Origin of the sequence: Flagellimonas allohymeniacidonis, from assembly GCF_004296335.1 — a bacterium.
Taxonomy (GTDB): domain Bacteria; phylum Bacteroidota; class Bacteroidia; order Flavobacteriales; family Flavobacteriaceae; genus Flagellimonas; species Flagellimonas allohymeniacidonis.
The window spans coordinates 997,607-1,020,202 of record NZ_SGIU01000001.1; the positions used below are offsets into that span (position 1 = coordinate 997,607).

A 22,596-nucleotide genomic window follows, 5' to 3' on the forward strand; every position below is an offset into this window, starting at 1 on the left:
TTGGAATGAAAATAATAGCGGTTATTGGAGCCGGTACCATGGGCAACGGAATCGCCCACGTTTTTGCACAAAATGGGTTTCAGGTGAACCTTATTGATATTTCGGAAGCGTCTTTGGAAAAAGGCTTGTCCACCATTGGCAAAAATTTGGACCGAATGCTGTACAAAGAAAAAATCACAGAAGCTGAAAAAGAAAGTACACTCAAAAACATTAGCACGTTCACGCAAGTAAAGATAGGTGTTGAAAATACAGATTTGGTGGTAGAGGCGGCAACGGAGAATTTGGAAATCAAACTCAATATTTTCAAAGATCTGGATGCACTCTGTGATGCCAAAACCATTTTAGCGACCAATACCTCCTCCATTTCGATTACCCAAATAGCTGCCGTTACGCAACGACCCGAGAAAGTTATCGGAATGCATTTCATGAATCCGGTTCCCATTATGAAACTGGTAGAAATCATTAGGGGCTATAGTACTTCTGATGAGGTTACCCAAACCATTATGGATTTGTCACAGAAACTGGGCAAAACCCCTACCGAGGTAAATGATTATCCCGGTTTTGTGGCCAACCGCATCTTAATGCCCATGATCAATGAGGCCGTTGAAACCCTTTTTCACGGCGTGGCCGGAGTTAAGGAAATCGACACTGTAATGAAGTTGGGTATGGCTCATCCTATGGGACCTTTGCAATTGGCCGACTTTATTGGACTTGATGTATGCCTTTCGATACTGAATGTGATGTATAACGGGTTCAAAAATCCGAAATACGCCCCTTGCCCATTGTTGGTCAATATGGTGATGGCTGGAAAATTGGGGGTTAAATCAGGGGAAGGTTTCTACGATTATTCCGAGTCGCGGAAGGCAGAAAAAGTTGCCGCACAATTTAGTTCATAGTGCATGGCGCAGATTAAACCTTTCAAAGCGATTCGGCCCAAAAAGGACAAAGCACCCTTTGTGGTATCACGTTCTTACGAGGAATACGATAAAAAAGAATTGAAGGCTGTTTTGCAATACAACCCCTTCTCCTTTTTGCATATCATCAATCCTGGTTTCAAATTTCACAAAACCATTTCGGGCCAAGAGCGATTTAAGTTGGTACATAATCGGTATTTGGAGTTTTTGGAGGAAGATATCTTCCAAGAAGATGGGGAGCCCTGCTTTTATCTCTATGAGACCGGAAAAAGCAAATTCCGAACCCTAGGTTTCTTTTGTGCTTGCAGTGTGCAGGACTATCGCAACAATGTGATCAAAAAGCATGAGGATACCATCCAGCGGAGAGAAAAACTATTTGCCGATTATCTGGAAACCGTAGGTTTTAACGCGGAACCGGTGTTGATGATGTATGAGGACAATCCAGAGATAAAGTCCATTCTCCTTAACGCGACCAAGACAACGCCCGAATATGATTTCACCACTACGGATAAAATCAGACATCGGCTTTGGAAAATAGCGAACAAGGATACTGTAAGTCATTTACAGACCATTTTTGAGCAGATGGATGCGCTATATATTGCAGACGGGCACCATCGCAGTGCTTCGTCCAACTTACTGTCAGAACGGGTGAAAAACAAAAGTGAATCCCACCAAGGCACTGAGGCCTATAATTACTTTATGGCCTATCTTATTCCCGAATCCGAAGTAAAGATTTATGAATTCAATCGCATGGTGAAAGACCTCAACGGCTACGCCAAGGAGGAGTTCTTAATCAAATTGGATGAGTTTTTCCGAATTGAGAAAAAGGATGAGGGCCTGTACAAGCCGACGCAGAAGCATCACTTTAGCATGTATTTGGATGGGGAATTCTATTCGCTATATCTTAGAAAGACCAGTTACACCTTTACCGATGCCCTGAGCGAATTGGATACCCAAATTCTTTTTAAAACCATATTGGAACCTATTTTGGGCATTCATGACCTTCGTAACGATAAACGCATATCCTATGGATATGGCAAGTACAATCTCATCAAAATGAAAGATAGCATTGATAAAGGCGATTATGTCGTTGGTTTTAGTTTGGTTCCCATCAATGTCAATGAAATTAAGGCCATTGCAGATGCCGAATTGATCATGCCCCCTAAAAGTACCTATATCGAGCCCAAATTGAGGAGCGGATTGGCCATCTATGCGTTTTAAACCATTACCCTATGTCCATCGGAACAAATCTTAACAAAGTAAAAAGTAGTCTTCCTGGCCATGTTACCTTGGTTGCGGTTTCCAAAACCAAGCCCAAGGAGGTTATTTTGGAAGCCTACAATACCGGACATCGCATTTTTGGGGAAAACAAGGTGCAGGAAATGGTGCAGAAATGGGAAGAACTGCCCAAAGACATCGAGTGGCACATGATTGGTCATGTCCAGCGAAACAAAGTGAAATACATGGCCCCATTTGTTTCCATGATTCATGGGGTAGATAGTTTTCGTCTTTTGAAAGAAATTGACAAACAGGCCAAAAAAAACAACAGGACCATTGATTGTCTGCTTCAGATGCACATTGCAAAGGAGGAAACAAAATTTGGTTTGGATGGAAATGAGTTAAAGGAAATAATCGTTTCGGAGGAATTTGAGCTTCTCAAAAACATCCGAATTGTTGGAGTGATGGGCATGGCCACTTTTACACCAGATGAGTCTCAAGTGAGAAAGGAATTCGCCTATCTAAAATCCATATTTGCTGAACTAAAGGAACAACTGCCCGAAATCGATACCCTTTCCATGGGGATGAGTGGAGATTATGGCATCGCCATTGAGGAAGGCTCTACCATGGTGCGCATAGGAAGTAGTATCTTTGGGGCACGCAACTACCTATAAACCGTTTAAAACATTACATGTACGCCATTCTTGACATTGAAAGCACCGGGGGCCAATTCAACGAAGAGGGTATTATGGAGATAGCGGTTTACCGCTATAACGGACATGAAGTGGTAGACCGGTTCATCAGTTTGATCAATCCCGAAAGGGAAATACAGCCTTTTGTTTCAAAACTCACGGGTATCAATAACAAAATGTTGCGTTCGGCACCGAAGTTTCACGAAGTAGCCAAACGTATCATTGAAATTACCCAAGATGCGGTGGTTGTTGCGCACAATGCCCAGTTTGATTATCGAATTCTTCGAACCGAGTTCAGGCGATTGGGATACGATTTTCAACGAAAGACCCTATGCACGGTTGACCTTTCAAAACAATTGCTTCCAGAAGCTGAATCGCATAGTTTGGGCAAGTTGGTTCGTTCTTTGGGCATCCCCATCAGTGATCGTCATCGAGCAAATGGAGATGCTATAGCCACTCTAAAGTTATTTGAACTTTTATTGGGCAAAGATGTAAAAAAGACCATTGTGAGTGAAGTCATCCGTGAGGCCGAACATGGCGAGCTCTCTCCAAATCAGTTAAAAATGGTTTCTTCCCTTCCTGCCAAAACAGGACTTTATTATATGTATGACAAGGACGGGAACCTTATTTTTTTAGGGAAGACCAAGGATATCCAGAAAAGGGTAAACCAACACTTTACAAACGTTGGGCAATTGGCACGAAAACTTCAAAAAGAAACCAAAAAGGTTACCCACGAACTTACTGGAAGTGAGGTTGTAGCAGTATTAAAGGAATACCTTGAGGTCAAGAAAAACAAACCTCGCTACAATACCATCAGCAAGAAGAAATTGTTCTCCCACGCCATCAACTTTTCGGAAAATGGCACGCCACAAGTTCAGTTGGAAATCGTTAAAAATGCACAACGGTTAGTGTCAAGTTTGGGCTTCAATGGGATACCCTCGGCCAAGGTTTTCTTAAAAAAAATTAGCGAAGAGTACGAACTTTGTCCCAATGCATTGGGCTTATCCCCAGCTTGCAAAACTCCAGAGAATCAATGCCAAGGCAGTTGTATTGAAGTACAGAATGTCAGGGCATACAACGAAAAAATGGAAACCGTACTCATGAAATATAGCCTCGCTGGAAAAAACTGGGTCTTGGTCGATAAGGGGCGAAAACTAGGTGAGCGAAGCTTTATTCTCATCAAAAATGGTCGGCTTGAGGGCTTTGGCTATACTGAGCTCAATCATCAAATGAATAATATTCATATATTAGAATCGCTATTGACCCCAATGTCGAGTGACGAAAACACTACTTTCATTATTGAATCCTATTTGAGAAAAAAGAATAGCCTCAAGATTTTAGAGTTAACGCCTGCCTTTTGAGAGAGCATAAAATACATTCTGGTTGGAAAAATAAGCTTCATGAAATTATTTATGAGGCCGATACTCCATTAGGAAAGATTTTTGACATCGCCTTGGTGGCCCTTATTGTTTTGAGTGTTATTTTGGTAATGCTCGAAAGTGTGAAAGAAGTGGATAGAAGCTATCACCAAATACTTCTCACACTTGAATGGATAGTGACCATATTTTTCACCTTCGAATACATCGCGCGATTGATCAGCATTAAAAAACCGTGGAAGTATGCACTTAGCTTTTATGGTATTATTGATCTAATCTCAACAATTCCCTTATATCTTTCCTACATCCTTGCCGGCTCCCAAGTGTTGTTGGCAGTTCGTGCCTTTCGACTGCTGCGGATATTTCGAATATTGAAATTGGTGAAGTTTCTTGGCGAGGCTTCACAGCTGAAGGCCGCCCTGAGAGCGAGCCGAACCAAAATAGCGGTATTCATTTACGTAGTTCTTATACTTTCGGTTATTATGGGTACCATTATGTACTTGATTGAAAGTAACGAAGCCGGATTTACCAGTATTCCTCGAAGTATTTATTGGACGATTGTCACCCTTACTACGGTAGGGTATGGTGATATTGCTCCGCAAACCACCTTGGGGCAATTTTTGGCCACTGTGGTCATGGTTTTGGGCTACGGAATCATTGCCGTGCCCACGGGCATTGTGACCGTTGAGTTTTCCAAACAAAAGGGTAAGAGTTTGATACACACCAATACCCAATGCTGCAAAAGCTGTTCGGCGGAAGGCCATAGGGATGACGCATCACACTGTTATAATTGTGGTGAACCCTTATGAATCAGAAAACCTTGTTAGCTGTAGTGGGTCCCACAGCAATCGGAAAGACCCGATTGGCCATAGCTCTTGCCAAACATTTCAATACGGAAATCATATCGGCTGATTCCCGTCAGTTTTTCAAAGAGATGAGAATAGGCACGGCTGTACCCAGCTCCAAAGAGCTTACGGAAGCCAAGCACCATTTCATTCAGCATAAAAGCATCCATGAGACTTACTCTGTTGGAGACTTTGAAAAGGAAGTCATGGCTTTGCTTCATCGCTTATTTCAGGAAAAAGATACAGTCGTTTTAGTCGGTGGCAGCGGTTTGTATGTTGACGCCTTGGTAAAAGGGCTGGATGAATTCCCCGAAGTCAATCCTAAGATTCGAAAAACTTTGAATAAAAGGCTGCTGGATGAAGGCATAGAAAGTCTTCAGAGAGAACTTAAAGCAAGGGACCCGCTTTATTATGACCAAGTAGATTTGATGAATCCGCACCGCGTTATTCGTGCTTTGGAGGTTTCTATAAGTTCCGGACGACCGTTTTCCTCATTCCGAAGAAAGCACAAAACAAACAGGTTTTTTCAAACGGTATATGTGGGAATAGATGCTGACAGAGCGATAATTTATGACCGAATCAACAGAAGGGTAGATAGTATGATGGACGAGGGCCTACTTGACGAAGCAAGACAATTGCACCCATTCAAAGAACTAAACGCCCTTCAAACCGTGGGCTACCGGGAATTGTTTGAATTTTTTGAAGAAAAATGCACTCTCGATTTTGCCGTAGAGGAAATAAAGAAAAATACGCGAAGGTTTGCCAAACGCCAATTGACCTGGCTTAGAAAAAACGAACATATTATTTGGTCGAACTATGCCGACCCGCTGGAAAAAATCATTCAACGAATAAAGAACGAAATTGGTGCGAGCAATGACTGAGAACAAAAAGGTATTTATTGTTATGGGTGTATCCGGAACGGGCAAGACCACTGTCGGGAAATTATTGGGCAAAGCCCTGGACATTCCCTTTTTTGATGGAGATGACTACCATCCAGAGACCAATGTGCAAAAAATGTCGGCGGGCATCCCATTAAATGATCAAGACCGGGAAGGCTGGCTATTAACGCTTAATGAATTGGCCCAAAAACATCGATCCTCCGGTGCTGTTATCGCCTGTTCTGCCCTGAAGGAATCCTACCGTAAAATTTTGAGGAAAGATTTAGATAATCATTTGGAGTTCGTGTTCTTACAAGGTTCCTTTGAACTTATCAAGAAAAGAATGGAAAGTCGAAAAGATCACTTTATGCCCGCGGCCCTGCTCAAATCCCAATTCGATACTTTAGAACCCCCGAACGACGCAATCACGCTTTCTATAACCAATGACCCGGAAATGTTAGTTTCCCAAATTTTGAGGAAACGGCAATAATTGCTTCTTTTTTTGATGATTTACTAAAACTTAACACCTTAAGAAGCCTATATCCACTATATTGTCAAACTTTAATGGTTAGGCCGGTAACAAAAACTTTGTAATTGCGTCTAACTGACAACTAATTTAAATTTTACCTAAAATGAAAAAAGTATGCTTTTTGGCTGCTTCCTTAATTTTTGTTGCAAGCTGCAAGGAAGAGTCGAAAGAGACCGCAGAGGTTGAAAAAATCCCCGGTATCGTATTGGAAAATATGGATGCCACGGTCAGTCCAAAAGAAGATTTTTACAATTATGTCAACGGTAACTGGATGAAGAACACCGAGATTCCAGAAGACCGTACCCGTTGGGGAGGTTTCTCGGTGCTTCGCAAATCAACAGATGCCGATGTACTTCAGATCATTGCTGATGCAAAAGAAGGCAACACCTATGACGCTTCCACAGATCAGGCCAAAGCCTTGGCCATTTTTGATACCAAAATGGATACCGCGGCGCGGAATGAAGCCGGTATAGCACCATTGCAACCTGCGCTTGACGCGATAGCGGGAATTGGCAATCTCAACGACCTTCAAACGGTACTTGCCACTAACCCATCCGTTTCTTCTCCCTTCCTTAACCTTGGGGTATTTGCAGACTTGAACAATAGTGCCATGAATGGAGTGTATCTAGGTCCAAGTGGTCTTGGACTTCCCGAGCGTGATTACTATCTGGAAGATGATGATAAGTCCAAAGAAATTAGGGAGGAATACAAAAAACACATTGTTAAGATGCTTCAAATATTGGGCGACAGTGAAGCGGATGCCCAAGCAGCTTCCGAAAAGATTTTGGAGCTGGAGACCCAACTGGCTGAACCTCGTTTAAACAAAGTACAAAGAAGGGATGCCCGAAATTTGAATAATCCAAGAAGCCTCACGGATGCAGATGATATGCTTTCAAGTATTGACTTAAAAAAGATGGTCGTAGATCTTGGTGCAACTAAAAAGTTTGATACACTTTTTGTTACCCAATTGGACTACACCAATGCATTAAATGACTTTTTAAAAAATACTCCCATTGAAGATATTAAGACCTTGGTACGATGGGACACTTTTAATAGTGCTGCTGCTAGGCTTACCACGGATATTGAAACCGCAAATTGGGAGTTTTACAGCAAATATCTAAGAGGGGCCGAAAAACAGCGTCCAGCTGATGAGAGAGCCCTAGCAACGGTAAATAGATCTGTTGGGGAAGCACTTGGTCAATTGTACGTAGATGCAAAGTTCCCGCCAGAGGCCAAGGCCAAGGCCGAAAAAATGATTGCCAACGTTATAGATGCATACAAGGAACGTATACAAAAGTTGGATTGGATGGGAGATTCCACCAAGACCAAGGCCATTGAGAAACTGGATAAGTTCACAGTGAAAATTGCATATCCTGATTCATGGGAAGATTACTCGGCTATGGGAGTTGCAGCAGACAAATCCTATTTTGACAATATGGTCGCAGTTGACAAATGGCAACGTGAAGACAACCTTTCCGATATAGGGGAACCTGTTGATAAAAGTGAATGGGGAATGTCACCTCAAACGGTAAATGCTTATTTCAATCCGCTAAACAACGAAATCGTATTCCCTGCGGCTATCCTTCAACCTCCATTTTACAACTACACAGCGGATGAAGCGGTAAATTACGGTGGAATTGGTGCTGTAATTGGACACGAAATTTCCCATGCGTTTGATGACAGCGGTTCGCGTTTTGATTCCGATGGGAATTTAAAAAATTGGTGGACGGAAGAAGATTTGGCTGCGTTTACACAACGTGGGGATTCTTTGGCAGCACAATATGATAAGGTAGAAGTACTTCCTGAGGTATTTGTAAACGGAAAGTTCACCTTGGGTGAGAATATCGGAGACCTTGGAGGTGTATTGGGTGCCTACGACGGGCTTCAACGTCACTTTGCGGAAAACGGAAGACCGGAGAACATCGATGGGTTCACTCCAGAGCAACGCTTTTTTATGTCTTGGGCCACAGTTTGGAGAACCAAGATTCGTGATGAAGCCTTGCAGACACAAATCAAAACTGACCCTCATTCCCCCGGGCAGGTGAGAGCCATTCAACCCTTATTGAACGTTCAGGCGTTTTACGATGCCTTCGATATCAAGGAAGGTGATAAAATGTATTTGGCCCCCGAGGATAGGGTTCAAATATGGTAGTTATTGCCAATACAATCTTTTAAAAAGGGGAAGGCTTTCGGGTCTTCCCCTTTTTTCATTGGAATAATACGCAACGGTCCATGTCTATTGACACTCCTTTTGTAAATTCTATTATATTTGAGCACATGGCCCAAACCAGACTCAATTCCATTTTATGACCCTTACCCTAATTTTAGCTGTAATTGCAGGTATAGCAGTTCTTCTTTTTCTCATTCTTCGTCTTAAAATCAATGCCTTTATCGCCTTGCTCATTGGAAGCATTACCGTTGGGTTGATTGCAGGATTGAATGCTAAAGAAATCATACAGACGATTCAGGAAGGGATGGGCAGCACCTTGGGTTTTGTTGCCACTGTTGTTGGTCTTGGGGCGATGTTCGGGGCTATATTGGAAGCATCCGGGGGCGCAAAGGCCATTGCAAACTTCACCGTTTCAAAATTCGGGTTGAAGCGAGCACCACTGGCCATGGTCATTTCTGGTTTTCTCATAGCCATACCTGTTTTCTTTGACGTGGCATTTATCATTTTGGTTCCCATGATCTATGCCCTACAACGAAAAACTGGAAAATCGTTGTTGTTGTATGCCATTCCTTTGTTGGCGGGTTTGGCCATAACACATGCCTTCATCCCTCCCACTCCAGGGCCTATTGCGGTAGCGGATATTGTGGGTGCAGATCTGGGCTGGGTAATTTTGGTTGGTTTCTTGGTCGGTATTCCCACAGCATTGATTGCCGGATTATGGTTTGGCAAGACCATAGCAAAAAGGATATTCATCGAAGCGCCTGCCCAGAGCAGTGGACAAGAAGAAAGTCAGCTTCCCCCCATTGCCCAGACTCTACTTATTTTGGCCCTGCCTATTTTTCTAATTCTGCTAAATACGATTTCCTCCACAGGAGCGCTGGGAATAAAAAATCAAGGTTTATTGGACACTATCGCCCTAATTGGTCATCCGTTTGCTGCGTTGATCATTGCGAATCTATTGGCTTGGTATTTCTTTGGAATCCGAAGGGGTTTCACAAAAAATCAGCTTTTTGACATCACCTCAAAATCTTTGGCTCCGGCGGGAACCATAATTCTTCTTACCGGTGCAGGAGGCGTTTTTAAGCAAGTTTTGACCAATACGGGAGCGGGGAAACTACTGGCCACTTCTTTGAGTGATGCCGGAATTCCAATTTTGGCCTTTGCCTTTATCAGTGCCGCAATTGTTCGAATCATTCAAGGATCGTCGACAGTGGCCATGATAACGGCTGCCGGTCTCATATCCCCCCTTTTGATGGATGCCTCGCTTTCCCCAATCCAACTTGCATGCATGGTGATTGCCATTGCTTCTGGAGCAAGCATCTTCTCTCATGTAAATGACAGCGGATTTTGGTTAGTAGGTCAATATTTGGGAATTACCGAAAAACAAACCTTCAAGTCCTGGACCATAATGACGACACTTTTGGCCCTTGTCGGTATCACAACGGTTTCCCTAATTTACCTTCTGGTATAAAAAAACCACCCTTTGGGTGGCTTTTACGTATTACTTTATAACTGTGTGGGTACTATTACTGATTTTCCGCCTTGATTACCAATCTGAATCCTTCCCCATGGATATTCAGTATCTCAACAAGATCATCACGCTTCAAATATTTGCGGAGTTTCGCAATATAGACATCCATACTTCGAGAAGTGAAGTAATTGTCATCCCTCCAAATTTTGGTCAATGCCAATTCCCTTGGCATCAAATCGTTTTCGTGTAGGGCCAACAAGCGCAGCAATTCGTTTTCCTTTGGGGAAAGTTTGATAGGCTCCTCTTCCTTGTACTTCAAGAACCTAAGTTTGGAATTCAAATGAAAATTGCCGATTTGAAATTCAAATTGTTTGCTGTCTGCCAACGTACTGGACGCTTTTCTTTGAAGTATCGCTTTAAGCTTCATAAGCAGTACTTCAGAATCAAAGGGCTTGTTCAAATAGTCATCAGCTCCTGCCTTATAGCCTTTGAGCACATCTTCCTTCATCGTCTTGGCCGTTAGAAATACAATGGGAACATTCTCATTCTTTTCCCGAATTTCACGAGCCAGAGTGAACCCATCCTTATACGGCATCATAACGTCCAAAATACAGACATCGTAATTGTCTTTTTTGAACTTTTCAAACCCCTCCATTCCATTCTTTGCCAACACGACATCAAAGTCGTTCATAGACAAGTAATCTTTCAATACGATTCCAAAATTTGGATCGTCCTCTACTAGCAATATTTTCTTTTTTTCAGTATCCATAAGCTTTTATATTAGAGGAAGTTTGATGAAGAAAGTGCTACCTTTTCCTTTTTCACTTTCTGCATAAACCTCGCCTTGATGATCTTCAATTATTCGTTTTACATAGGCCAAGCCTAAGCCATGACCTTTTACATTATGTATATCCCCGGTATGCTCCCGGTAGAATTTTTCAAATACTTTTTTAAGAACCGCTTTGCTCATACCTGCTCCTTGGTCCTTCACTTTGATAATGATGTTGTTCTTTACCACCTCGGTAAACACATCAATTTTTGGGGAATCGGGTGAATACTTTACGGCATTGTCCAAAATATTGACCAGAACGTTCGTGAAATGCACATCATTGGCCAATACTTCAGACCGCTCAGCATCCAAATGGGCATTGACATACCCTCCGCGATCAGCTACAATCAACTCCACATGATCTATGGCCACTTTTACAATGTCGTGGGCATCTACCCTATCCTTTCTTATATCGAGCTGATTTTTCTCCAATTTTGAGATTCGGAGCACATTCTCCACTTGGGCGTGCATCCGTTTGTTTTCATCCCGAATCATTCCCAAATACCTCAAAACTTTGTCCGTGTCATTCAGTGATTTTGGGTTTCGTATCGCCTCAACAGCCAAATTGATGGTTGCAATGGGCGTTTTGAACTCATGGGTCATATTGTTGATGAAATCTGATTTTATCTCAGAAATCTGTTTCTGTTTGATTAACTGATAGATGGCACTGGAATAGGCCACCACAATAACCAAAGTGAAAATCAACGACAACAAAGCCATTCCCATTATGGACCTAAAAAGAAACCTTTTCATTTTAGGAAAGGTAAGCAGCAAGGAAAAATTGGTTTGACCCTCACTGTCCTTAAAAATGGGTGCCCGATACATTTTGGTCTCCAAAAATTTGAATTTCTTGGACTGTACCTTGGTTGGGAAACCCCTGCTGTACACACCATATTCAAAGTCGATGTCGATGTTGCGATTGCTCAGCTCTTGGGCCAAAAGCAACTCTATTTCTTTTTTTGAGACCCTTTTGTGAATTGGCCTACTTTTGGCGTATTCCATAAAGACATCTTCCCAAACCGCTTTATCTATACTTGACAGGCCTCCAATTTTTTCAGCTTTCTGGATGGGTGTTAAGCTGTATCGCTTTCCGTCCAGCCCAAACTCTTCTTTGAAAACCGCCTTGGTTCTCTTACTCGTATAGTTTTTAAACGTGGTAGTGTCCTCATCCCCGTTTTCATTATCAAAGAACGTCGATGTTATATCGTAATCTTCTTCTAAAATCCCATGGGAATAGAAGAGTATTTCATCCGAATTCAAATCCCGATCAACAAATAGAAAATTCCTAAACTGGGTTGTCTTAGGTTGTCCAATGCTATCGACCAAAGAAGCTAATCGGTCTGAATAATCTTTCATCTCACGCTTCTCCACCCTATTTGCAACCCTATCAAGAATATCCGTTACCGTTCTTGAGAACTGTTCCTCTTTGTCATCTACCGAGGTCCTTATCCAGTAAACTTGTACAAATATGATACCGGTCAGGGACAAACTCATCAGAATGACGAGAAGAACAAAAAGCTTCCTGTTCATTGGGGTAAAATTAGAAATTTAACATTTAGAGCATTTACCGTTTAACCTAACCTTAACAAAAATGTTAAAATTGAAGGTCAATTCGCAAGTTTCACTAGGCTTTCATGCGTTTCTTTGACTTTTTTAAGGGTAGTGTCCAAGTCAATGTTTTCAATGACAAAATGGGCCTTTTCCATTTTCCCTTCATCTTCCATCTGGTTTTTCATACGCTGGAGTACATCTGCTTTAGTCAGACCATCTCTTTTTGCCACCCTATCCAATCGAAAGTCTTTCGGGGCCGTAATCAAAATCACACTATCATAATAATCCTCAATACCCTTCTCGAAAATCAGTGCGGTTTCCTGAATAACATAAGGTGCATCCTGTTTTGAAGACCAGCTCTCAAAATCTTCCCGTACCGCCGGGTGGACTATGGCATTTAAACTTTGCAGTAAGTCTGGATGGGTAAAAACCCGCCTTGCAATATAGGGTCGGTTCAAATTTCCATCCAAATAGGATTCATTTCCCAATAAATCTTTGATTTGCTCCTTAAGCTTTTTCGAATGGACCATCAATCTTTTAGCCTCGTAATCAGAGTCGTATACCGGAACACCAAGCTCTTTGAACATTTTGGCCACGGTACTTTTACCACTCCCAATTCCACCTGTTAAGCCAACTACCTTCATTTCCGTTCCAATACAAAGTTCACGGTTCTTTCTTGAAGACGCACCCCATAAATATCTTCAGGGCTTTGCACAATACGAAGCAACAACGAATTGTTACTGGCGCCCCCCAATTGTTTGTAATCCGCAATAATTTGAAAATCCTCCGAGGAAATGTCCTTTAAGTTGGCTATTGAAGCCTTGCAGACCAACGATATCTTGTTGGGAAACAACTTCACCTCATACCCTTCCGGAAAATTGATTGCTCGGATAGGTACTTCAAACTCTTTTTCTGAAAAACGCGCCACCTTGCCCGACACTTTCACCCTACTCTTGGAAAATATGCTGTTTTCTAAGGCATTGGGGAAAACCAAAGCCGCATCCACAGAAAAGTCGGATGAGATATCGTTCAGGACAATGGGCTCCGTCTCCACCTTCATCAAAGTGTCTATTTCTCTAGCAGGACCCTTAACCAAAATGGAGTCTGGTTCTATTGTAAAAATACCATTCAAAAGGTGGTTGGATTCGAACTTAAGCTCAATATTGGGGCGCACCGGAATTTTTTTGGAGGCTACCTGATAAAGGTCAACCTCCAATCGATTTCGGTCCAAATCCAAGAGTGAGACACTCTGCGAAAATTGCCCCTCCAACTGTTTTTTCACAGCATCCTCGGACAAGGTATACTTTCCGTCCGCATAAACCACTTGGGACACGTCGAGATTCATTCGCTTTTTTACCAGATTGAAATAAAACATACGAAATCCGTTGGTTCTGATTTTCGCTTCAATAGAATTCACAGGATTGTTTCCCAATAAAAGGGAGTCCGGTAAATTTCGATAGTTTAAGACGAAATTTGCCCTTGACTCATAGGAATCGGAAAGATTGCTCAAAAACCAAGCAAGGAAAGAGCAGGCCAGAAAAAGGGAAAATACCTTTATCTTTCTTTTACTTTGACCACTAAACAGCTTTGCCTCCACGTTCTATCCTTTCTTAAAAAAAAGCTTTGGAAATAGAATTTCCGGCTCCTTACTGCTAAAATTAACCAAGAAAGTGGACTTAAGAAAACCTGAGCCGTATCCCACGAATTGAATGAAGGTAGCGAAGATGGAAAAAAATGCAATTTTTAGGTGTTTCGTTTTTACCAAAGCATCAAGGAAGAGGACACTAAAATAGATGCCAAAAAATAGCAATGGTACGTAAAACCCTGTAAACGCCAATCCTATTGAAAAAAGCAATCCAAAAATAAAAAGAGTAGGAAACCAATACGTAATGCGAGCCGTTCCTGGGTGCCATTTGTTCAAAATGGGACGAACCATTCCAAATTTATTGACCTGGATGTAAAACTTCTTCCAATCAATACGTCTTTTATGGTACACAAATGCTTCGGGAAACAACCTTGAGCTGTAACCGGCTTTCCAAATGCGAAAGGTCAAATCTGGGTCTTCCCCTGGATGGATTTGTCCAAATCCCTTGGTCTTTTCAAAGGCTTCTTTTGAAATCCCCATGTTGAAACTGCGAGGCTGGAACTTGCCCACCGCCTTCTTGCTGCCCCTAATACCACCCGTGGTCAAAAAAGAGGTCATCACATAATTAATGGCCTTCTGAATACTAGAAAAAGAAGGGTCGGCCGCATCGGGTCCCCCAAAGCAGTGCACATACTCTTTGGCAAGCTCTTTGGACACTTCTTCCAAATATTGGGGTGGTAGAATACAGTCAGAGTCTAAAACGATGAAATAGTTGCCCTTGGCGCGAGTCATCCCATAATTTCTGGAATCACCGGGTCCCGTATTGGGTTTCTGATAGTAGGATATCTGCAATTGGCCTTGGAATTGGTCAATCACAGCTTCTGAGCTTTCCGAAGAACCATCTTCAACAATGACCACCTCATAACCTCCTTTGAAGGTCTGATGTATAAGACTCTCCAGCAACTCCTGGATTTCATCAGGTCGATTGTAAACCGGTATGATCAATGAAAGCTCTATCACCATCCCTAAAAAATAGAAAAGCCATCCTCTTGTGGATGGCTTTAACGGTTGTTTTATTTAGTTATTCTGAAAACTCATCAATGACTTCCTGACTTACGCCAGTATTGGAGAACCCTCCATCGTGGAACAGGTTCTGCATGGTGACTTTTTTGGTCAAGTCAGAAAATAGTGTGACGGTATAATTGGCACAATCATCTGCCGTGGCATTGCCAAGGGGAGACATCTTCTCTGCATAACTGATGAAACCATCGAAACCTTTTACCCCCTGTCCAGCTGTAGTAGGGGTTGGTGATTGTGATATGGTATTTACCCTAACCTTTTTCTCCTTCCCAAAGAAGTAGCCAAAACTTCTGGCCACGGATTCCAAATAAGCCTTGTTATCGGCCATATCGTTATAATCGGGAAAAGTTCGCTGCGCAGCCATATAGGTCAAAGCCACGATACTGCCCCATTCGTTCATGGCATCTGCCTTGAAAAGGGTCTGCATTACCTTGTGGAATGAAAGCGCCGACACATCCCATCCCTTGGTCGTGAAATCGTATTTCTCATCGGTATAGGCCCTTCCTTTTCGAACGTTGACCGACATGCCGATGGAATGCAAAACAAAATCCAGTTTGCCTCCCAAAATCTCCATGGACTTTTCAACCAAATTCTGAAGCTCTTCTTCGTTGGTTGCATCCGCTGGGATGATTTCAGAGCCCGTTTTTTTGGCCAATTTATTAATCTGTCCCATCCGCATGGCAATTGGGGCGTTTGTCAAAACAAAAGTCCCTCCTTCCTCGTGAACACGTTCTGCAGTTTTCCATGCTATGGAGTTCTCATCCAAAGCACCAAATATGATTCCTCTTTTTCCTTTTAAAAGATTGTAAGCCATAGTATGTTGTACTCGTTGGTTTAACGGCAAAGATATCCAATCTTTCCGATTTTGTGGTCGAAAAACGTGCTGCTTGCCAATTTCAGTTTATGCTTGATTCAACAACTCTTTGGCGTGGGCCACGGCAGATTCAGATAGGGATTTTCCACCCAACATTTCCGCCAGCTCCGCCACTCGCTCTTCCTCGGTCAACTGCTTCATTTGGGTACTGGCGACCCCATTCTGTTCTTCCTTGAAAACTTTGAACTGGTGCTTGCCCTTTGAGGCCACTTGGGGCAAATGGGTAATGGAAAGCACCTGCATGGTTTTGCTCATTTCCAACATAATTTCCCCCATTCGGTTGGAAATCTCTCCAGAAACCCCTGTATCAATTTCGTCAAATATCAGGGTGGGCAGCTGCTCGTATTGTGATAAAATGGATTTTATGGTAAGCATAATCCGGGATAGCTCTCCACCGGACGCCACTTTTTTCAGTTCCCCATAATTGGATCCCTTGTTTGCCGAAAACAGGAAAGTCAAATCATCCTTTCCGTTGGATTTATAGTTTTGTGATGGATTTATTTCAATCTGAAACGTTGCCGCAGGCATCCCTAAATGCATTAGTTTTTCTTGCAATAGGGACTTCAGTTTCGACAGGACTGACCTTCGGCCTTCGCTTAAATCCACGGCATAATGCTCTAAAGCTTTTTCAGTCTTTTCCACCGCCTCCTGTTTCTGCTGAAGTTGTGCTTCCATGTTTTCCACAACTTCGACCTTTGCCGCTAAATCATCCTTGATTTTCAGTAATTCTTCAACAGAATCGGTTTGGTGCTTTTTCTGAAGGGCGTAGAGTTGCTGCAATTGCCCATTGACAACCTCCAATCTTTGTGGATTGGCTTCCACACTGTCTTGTAGCACCTCAAGTTCCGAAGCAATGTCATCCGTCTCAATCAAAACCGATTGAACACGTTCGCTTAGTGCGGCATAGGCGCTCCCGAAAGCTTCCAAATTTTGCAATGTTCTTTTAAGTTCAGCCAAACTGGCCAACACTCCCATGGGTTCTCCGTTCATCAGCTGGTGACCTTGGGATAGTTTTTCCAGAATTTGCTCCACATTGTTCAATTGCTCATATTCCGATTCCCATTCCTCTTGAACACCAGGTTGCAATTGCGCCGCTTCCAATTCCTTGAAGAGAAAACTATTGTAATCATGCTCTTTAATGGCGTTAGCTTGGGATTCTTGAAGCTCCTTCAACTCGGTCAAGGCATGTTTGTAGTCGACCAAAGCGGCTCGGTAACTTTCCAGTTTTTTGTCGTTCCTCGCCAAGGCATCCACCACCTTCATCTGAAAATCGTTTTCGGTGAGCAACAAAGTCTGGTGTTGGGAGTGCACATCGACCAATAATTCCCCAAGTCGTTTCAATACATCAAGGTTGACGGGAGAATCGTTAACAAAAGCCCTCGACTTGCCACTGGGTAGAATTTCCCTTCTAAGAAGGGTGGTGTCTTCATAATCGAGATCATTGGATGAGAAAAAGCGTTTCAATCGATATTTTGAAACATCAAATTCCGCTTCAATAATGCATTTTTTATCCATCTCCTTGAGCGAGGACAAATCGGCCCTCTTTCCCAAAGCCAAGGACAAGGCACCTAAAAGAATGGACTTTCCAGCGCCCGTCTCTCCGGTAATCGTGGTAAAACGGTCAGAAAAAGCAACATTGATATCATTGATCAATGCATAATTCTTAATGGAAAGATGGACTAGCAAACTTTACAAATTTGCAGATAAAGATAACGGTCTTTGTAGAAACGGACTAGTAATTTATTTCATTCCAAACATTGGAATAAAATGGGGCCACACGGTTGAGAGTTTCCTTTAATCTAACGATGTCCACTTTGGGGCCATCGGAAAAAATATTTTGTATCTCCTCAGACTTCGCATCAAAAAAGGTCTGGATCAAAAAGGCATTGGGCCTTCTTTTGATAAGGGTTTCAAAAAGGCGCAAACTTCCTGCAATAACTTGTTTTCCGGTGCTGTTATTATCTCCTAAAATGTCGAGGCCCTTTCGGTGGTAGTTGTACATGGCAATGCGATATTCCCGAAATGAGTTGCTCAACAAATTGTCCACCAATTCGAAACGGGAACGGGTCCCGGTCTCCTGGCTCCATCCAGAAGAGTTGGATCCTTGGGCTTGGGTCACAATATTTTGGGCCTTTCGGTAGAACTCATCCCCACCCTCAAGGGAAAAGGTATCGGCGTCCAATCCCAAAATGACATACACATAATAACTAATAACGGCAATCAAGTTCGATTCAAACACATTTTCGTTGTACACCAAAGGCTGAAACTCCTGGTACAGAAAATTGAAAGCATCGTCCTTGTAATTAAAAACAGGACTTTCGTAGGAAGTATTGAAAACAGGTCGGGAAGATTGAATTTGAATATTGGCCTCAAATCTATCAGACTCATACTGGGTCACGGTGATAAACATTCGGGCACTTATCCTTTCATTTTCCTTGTATACTCGATTCGTCCATTGATTTTTGTTTACAAAATCGTTCAGGGAGCGCTCCAGTGTTCTAAAGATTTGCTGGTTCGTCTGATTCACCTGGTCCGAATTGACCACAACGGTACAATTCAGTTCTTGCCCATGGGACAATAGCCCAAACGCCAACAAAATAATTGTGAAAAAAGCCTTACGCATGAATTCTGGAGATGATTTCTTTCCAAATATCCGAAGCCACCTCTGACTTCGTCTTCAAATCAAACGTTTTAATCTCTAAATTCTTATCGATAAAAGAGATTTTATTCGTGTCCCCAGCGAAACCTGCCCCATCATCTTTCAGGGAATTCAAAACAATGGCGTCGAGGTTTTTTCGTTTCAGCTTTCCCTTGGCATTTTCCAATTCATTTTCTGATTCCAACGCAAAGCCCACCAAAAACTGGTGGGTTTTTTGCTCACCCATGGAAAGCAGGATATCGGGGTTTCGTTCCAATTCAATGGCCAGATCTCCCTCTTGTTTTTTTATTTTCTCCTTGAACACCTTTTTGGGGCGATAATCTGCAACGGCGGCAGCACCTATTACCACATCCATTTGGTCGTAGTGTTCATGGCAAATCTCATTCATTTGTCTGGCAGAAGTAACCCGGATGAGCTCTACATTGGCGTGGTTCACATTCAGATGGGTTGGACCGGAGACCAAAATGACCTTCGCCCCCATTTCAGCCGCAATTTTGGCCAGTGCAAATCCCATTTTTCCTGTGGCCCGATTGCCCAAAAAACGAACAGGGTCAATGGCTTCATGGGTGGGACCTGCCGTAATCAGCACTTTTTTTCCAGATAGCGGAAGGCCTTGGGCCAAATCATTTTGTAGAAAAGCCACTATGGACTCGGGTTCTGCCAAACGCCCTTCCCCGTGCAATCCGCTTGCCAGTTCGCCCGATTCTGCTGGAATCATTTTGTTCCCATAAGCAATCAGTTTTTCAAAAGTAGCTTCGGTGGATGGGTGCTTGTACATATCCAAATCCATGGCCGGTGCAAAATAAACCGGACATTTTGCAGACAAGTACGTGGCCAGTAACAGATTGTCGCAGGTGCCATGGGCCATTTTTGAAAGCGTATTGGCCGTAGCTGGAGCAATCACCATAATATCGGCCCAAAGACCCAGCTCTACATGATTGTTCCAAGAGACACTCCCGTCTTCCTCGTTCACAAAATCCATAAGGGCTGGATTTTTGGAAAGGGTGGAAAGGGTAAGGGGAGAAACAAAATCGCTGGCACTCGATGTCAAAATAACTTTGACATTGGCACCAGCTTTGATCAATAACCTAACGAGAAAGGTGGTTTTGTAAGCGGCAATTCCCCCGGTAATGCCCAAAAGGATGTTTTTACCGCTAAGCATCTATTCTGCGTCTTTCTCTGTATTTCTGTAATAAATTTTGTCTTCCAACCACTCCATTACGGCCAAGGCATGGGGTTTTGGAAGCTTTTCGTAAAACTTGGAAACTTCAATCTGCTCCTTGTTCTCAAAAACTTCTTCCAAACTGTCGCTATAGGTAGCGAACTCCTCAAGCTTTTCCAACAATTCCTTTTTGATCTCAGAATTAATCTGGATTGCTCTTTTGGAAGCTATGGAAATGGCCTCGTAGATATTATCGGTTTTTTCATCGAACTCGTTTCTGTTGAGTGTCTTGGTGGAAACCGGTGCGTTGGTGTTTTTTAAATCTTGCATATGCTCGTAAACTTTTGTGCTAAATGTTATTTTGAGGCCGTTTCGTATTGGCCCAATTCCTCTTGGACTTTTGCAACCAAATCGTCTGCCTTCTTTTTAAACTTTGATTCGGGAAAATATCGCATCAAGGTATTGTAGGACTCCTGTGCATCCTCCAAACGTTCTTTTTTCCTGTTTTCCGTACTGTTCAAGGCCAAACTGGTCGTGGCCTCAATTTTATAGTACAACGCCTCTTCTCGATAAATCGACCCTGGGTTATCAGAAATAAAATTATCAAGGGCCGTAATGGCCGATACTAGGATGGGATAGTTGAATTTTCCCAATTTATTGAACTGCTTTGCAATTTCAATCTGTTTTTTTTCCTTTTTGGCGGTAAGTTCTTTGGCCATAGTATTGGCCTCTTCAAAGTATTCCGATTCTGGATAGGTATTGATAAAAATCTGAAGCTTGGCCAATGCTTTTTCCGTATCGGTCTGATCCAAGGAATACCTTGGAGAGAGCTCGTAGTAGCTTTTTGCTCCTAAAAAAGTGGCCTCTTGAATTTTATCGCTCTTTGGGTACGACTTCACGAAACGCTCAAACTGATATCCAGATAGGTAATAATCGCCGTTTTTAAAATAGGTGTCCGCAAAAAAGAACATCACCCGCTCGCCTTGGGGTTTCCCCGCATACTTGGGTGCAATTTGCTCGTACAGTCTTTGGGCACGACGGTAATCCTCTTCGTTATAGAGTTTTTCAGCCATGTCGTACTTGTTCTTTATGTTGTCCTCCTTGAGCACTTTTTGGTACTCACTACAACTTGAAAGCAAGAAAACTAAGGCTATAAAAAAAAGAAGGGGTCTCATTTTCAAAAACATCGGGCAAAATTAGGGATTATCAACGGATTTTAAAAATAGAATCACATAGCAAAAGTAAGATGCCTTTTGACATTCCAATGCGTTTTGATAAAGCTTTAACGAAACTTAGGCGTTAACCTTGCTATTCAAGGTCAAAATAAATTGCGAAATCCTGTTTTTCAGTTTCGGGCTTGCTTCCACCAAAGGTAAGCGAACCAAGGCGTTGGACAGCCCCAAATGTTCAAAAATGCTTTTGATTCCGGCCGGATTGCCCTCTTCAAAAATAAGTCGCATCAACGGCAATAGACCATGGTGGATTTTGTACGCCTCCTCTGCCCTACCTTCTCGCGCATATCGAATCATTTGAGAGAAAACTTCGGGCAAGCCCTGGCCCAAAACCGAAATTACCCCCGCTCCACCGGCCAAGACCGTTGAAAGCGCTGTGAAATCGTCCCCAGAAATTACCAAAAAGTCCGAAGAGGCATTCCTTAGAATTTCATCAATTTGAACGGAGTCCCCACAAGCCTCTTTGATGGCAACAATACTCTCGAAATCCTTCGCCAAGCGAATGGTGGTTTCCGGAAGCATGTTGCTTCCTGTGCGCGACGGCACATTGTACAAAATGATAGGTTTTGGAGAAGCTTCCGCCAACACTTTAAAGTGTTGGTAAATCCCCTCCTGTGTGGGTTTGTTATAGGCTGGTGATACAGAAAGGACCGCATCAAAATCCGTTAAATTGGTGGTTCGGAGTTCTTCGGCAAGAGCGGCTGTATTATTTCCGCCGATGCCCAAAACCAAGGGCAATCTTCCTGCATTGGTCTTTACAACGATATCGGCAACCTGCTTTTTTTCCGCTTTGGAAAGCGTCACCGATTCTCCGGTGGTACCCAAAACCACCAAATAGTCCACGCCACCTTGAATGTTGTGCTCAACAATTCGAGAAAGCGCAGCTGCATCAACAGACCCCTCTTCTGTAAAGGGGGTGACCAAGGCCACTCCGGTTCCCATCAACTGTTCCATCATATTTCGTTCAATACCGTTAAATACTTTTTCAGTTCCTCCTTAAACGCCTTAAAATCCTTAAAAGGCGTACCCAAGATCAAATCGTTCAGTTTTGAATCCACCGAAGAGAAACCAACTCTTAGGCGAGCCGGCGTTTTTATGGTCAACAGTTTCATCATCAAATTATCCTCTTCATAATAGTTGATCAAAAGATCATACTCCCTGCCCAAAAATTCCAAAACATAGCCGTTTTCAATGTCGCCCTTCCAGCCGAGATCCTTATCGGAAAACATTTGGATGGCAAAGGGTGAATTTTTGCCGAAATCCCTTTTGTAGCCAATGATTTTTATGGCATTGGGCCGTAACGAAAATTCCTCAATCAGTTCATAAAATACATCGGCTTTTGGAAAATTGTCCACATCGACAATACAGGCGATACTGGTAACGCCCTTCTCCCGCTCCACCTGAGCTGGAGGTTTTTCCATCTCCTCCTGAAGATATTTCAGACCCGATTTAACTTTAAATTTATCTTGGAGCCCTTTGAAAACCATAAATTTCGCCCATTTTTGCAAAGGTAATTATTCTACCAAGATAA

22 protein-coding genes are annotated in these 22,596 nt (G+C 42.7%); 9 read left to right on the forward strand and 13 right to left on the reverse strand.

Annotation, left to right across the window (positions count from 1 at the left end; translation table 11 throughout):
- Window positions 1-5: 5 nt before the first annotated feature.
- The 9 genes from EW142_RS04455 (at window position 6) to EW142_RS04495 (ending at window position 10,093) form a co-directional block, all read left to right on the forward strand.
- The gene (locus tag EW142_RS04455) at window positions 6-896 is read left to right on the forward strand and encodes a 3-hydroxybutyryl-CoA dehydrogenase (RefSeq protein ID WP_130610218.1); all 891 of its coding nucleotides are present in this window, start codon (window positions 6-8) and stop codon (window positions 894-896) included.
- Between the two features lie 3 nt (window positions 897-899).
- The gene (locus tag EW142_RS04460; protein WP_130610221.1) at window positions 900-2,135 is read left to right on the forward strand and encodes a DUF1015 domain-containing protein; all 1,236 of its coding nucleotides are present in this window, start codon (window positions 900-902) and stop codon (window positions 2,133-2,135) included.
- Between the two features lie 11 nt (window positions 2,136-2,146).
- Window positions 2,147-2,806, forward strand: a complete 660-nt coding sequence (locus EW142_RS04465; protein WP_130610224.1) for a YggS family pyridoxal phosphate-dependent enzyme — start codon at window positions 2,147-2,149, stop codon at window positions 2,804-2,806.
- A gap of 17 nt (window positions 2,807-2,823) precedes the next feature.
- Window positions 2,824-4,185 (forward strand): exonuclease domain-containing protein, encoded by a 1,362-nt coding sequence (locus EW142_RS04470; RefSeq protein WP_130610227.1) that lies wholly within the window; start codon window positions 2,824-2,826, stop codon window positions 4,183-4,185.
- Window positions 4,182-5,009: an ion transporter gene (locus EW142_RS04475; RefSeq protein ID WP_130610229.1), complete on the forward strand. Its 828-nt coding sequence runs from the start codon at window positions 4,182-4,184 to the stop codon at window positions 5,007-5,009. Before EW142_RS04470 ends, EW142_RS04475 begins: the two co-directional genes overlap by 4 nt.
- The gene (gene miaA / locus EW142_RS04480; protein ID WP_130610232.1) at window positions 5,006-5,926 is read left to right on the forward strand and encodes a tRNA (adenosine(37)-N6)-dimethylallyltransferase MiaA; all 921 of its coding nucleotides are present in this window, start codon (window positions 5,006-5,008) and stop codon (window positions 5,924-5,926) included. Before EW142_RS04475 ends, miaA begins: the two co-directional genes overlap by 4 nt.
- Entirely contained in the window at window positions 5,919-6,413 is a 495-nt protein-coding gene (locus tag EW142_RS04485; protein ID WP_130610235.1) for a gluconokinase, read from the forward strand. The genes miaA and EW142_RS04485 overlap by 8 nt, the downstream gene beginning before the upstream one ends.
- A 142-nt stretch (window positions 6,414-6,555) precedes the next feature.
- Window positions 6,556-8,604: a M13 family metallopeptidase gene (locus EW142_RS04490; RefSeq protein ID WP_130610238.1), complete on the forward strand. Its 2,049-nt coding sequence runs from the start codon at window positions 6,556-6,558 to the stop codon at window positions 8,602-8,604.
- Between the two features lie 154 nt (window positions 8,605-8,758).
- Complete coding sequence (locus tag EW142_RS04495) at window positions 8,759-10,093, forward strand: GntP family permease (RefSeq protein ID WP_130610241.1); 1,335 nt, start codon at window positions 8,759-8,761, stop codon at window positions 10,091-10,093.
- Window positions 10,094-10,148: 55 nt separating this feature from the next.
- Here the strand turns inward: EW142_RS04495 and EW142_RS04500 are convergent, their stop codons facing one another.
- The 13 genes from EW142_RS04500 to EW142_RS04560 all read right to left on the reverse strand — a co-directional run bounded on the left by EW142_RS04500 (window position 10,149) and on the right by EW142_RS04560 (window position 22,552).
- Complete coding sequence (locus EW142_RS04500; protein WP_130610244.1) at window positions 10,149-10,862, reverse strand: response regulator transcription factor; 714 nt, start codon at window positions 10,860-10,862, stop codon at window positions 10,149-10,151.
- A 6-nt stretch (window positions 10,863-10,868) separates the two neighbouring features.
- Window positions 10,869-12,452, reverse strand: coding sequence for a sensor histidine kinase (locus EW142_RS04505; protein ID WP_130610247.1), 1,584 nt, complete (start codon window positions 12,450-12,452; stop codon window positions 10,869-10,871).
- Window positions 12,453-12,529: 77 nt separating this feature from the next.
- Entirely contained in the window at window positions 12,530-13,117 is a 588-nt protein-coding gene (gene coaE / locus EW142_RS04510) for a dephospho-CoA kinase (protein WP_130610250.1), read from the reverse strand.
- Window positions 13,114-14,070, reverse strand: a complete 957-nt coding sequence (locus EW142_RS04515; protein WP_130610253.1) for a CdaR family protein — start codon at window positions 14,068-14,070, stop codon at window positions 13,114-13,116. The genes coaE and EW142_RS04515 overlap by 4 nt, the downstream gene beginning before the upstream one ends.
- A 3-nt stretch (window positions 14,071-14,073) precedes the next feature.
- Complete coding sequence (locus EW142_RS04520) at window positions 14,074-15,081, reverse strand: glycosyltransferase family 2 protein (RefSeq protein ID WP_130610256.1); 1,008 nt, start codon at window positions 15,079-15,081, stop codon at window positions 14,074-14,076.
- 58 nt (window positions 15,082-15,139) lie between these two features.
- Window positions 15,140-15,952, reverse strand: a complete 813-nt coding sequence (locus EW142_RS04525) for an enoyl-ACP reductase FabI (RefSeq protein WP_130610259.1) — start codon at window positions 15,950-15,952, stop codon at window positions 15,140-15,142.
- Window positions 15,953-16,039: 87 nt separating this feature from the next.
- Entirely contained in the window at window positions 16,040-17,698 is a 1,659-nt protein-coding gene (gene recN / locus EW142_RS04530) for a DNA repair protein RecN (protein WP_130610262.1), read from the reverse strand.
- A 46-nt stretch (window positions 17,699-17,744) separates the two neighbouring features.
- Complete coding sequence (gene porD, locus EW142_RS04535; protein ID WP_130610265.1) at window positions 17,745-18,635, reverse strand: type IX secretion system protein PorD; 891 nt, start codon at window positions 18,633-18,635, stop codon at window positions 17,745-17,747.
- Window positions 18,628-19,833: a bifunctional phosphopantothenoylcysteine decarboxylase/phosphopantothenate--cysteine ligase CoaBC gene (gene coaBC / locus EW142_RS04540; RefSeq protein WP_130610268.1), complete on the reverse strand. Its 1,206-nt coding sequence runs from the start codon at window positions 19,831-19,833 to the stop codon at window positions 18,628-18,630. The genes porD and coaBC overlap by 8 nt, the downstream gene beginning before the upstream one ends.
- Complete coding sequence (locus tag EW142_RS04545; protein ID WP_130610271.1) at window positions 19,834-20,163, reverse strand: DNA-directed RNA polymerase subunit omega; 330 nt, start codon at window positions 20,161-20,163, stop codon at window positions 19,834-19,836.
- Between the two features lie 26 nt (window positions 20,164-20,189).
- Window positions 20,190-21,020, reverse strand: a complete 831-nt coding sequence (locus tag EW142_RS04550; protein WP_130610274.1) for an outer membrane protein assembly factor BamD — start codon at window positions 21,018-21,020, stop codon at window positions 20,190-20,192.
- Window positions 21,021-21,125: 105 nt separating this feature from the next.
- Window positions 21,126-22,019, reverse strand: a complete 894-nt coding sequence (dapA, locus tag EW142_RS04555) for a 4-hydroxy-tetrahydrodipicolinate synthase (RefSeq protein WP_130612487.1) — start codon at window positions 22,017-22,019, stop codon at window positions 21,126-21,128.
- Window positions 22,019-22,552 (reverse strand): DUF6913 domain-containing protein, encoded by a 534-nt coding sequence (locus tag EW142_RS04560; protein ID WP_130610277.1) that lies wholly within the window; start codon window positions 22,550-22,552, stop codon window positions 22,019-22,021. The genes dapA and EW142_RS04560 overlap by 1 nt, the downstream gene beginning before the upstream one ends.
- Between the last annotated feature and the right edge of the window lie 44 nt (window positions 22,553-22,596).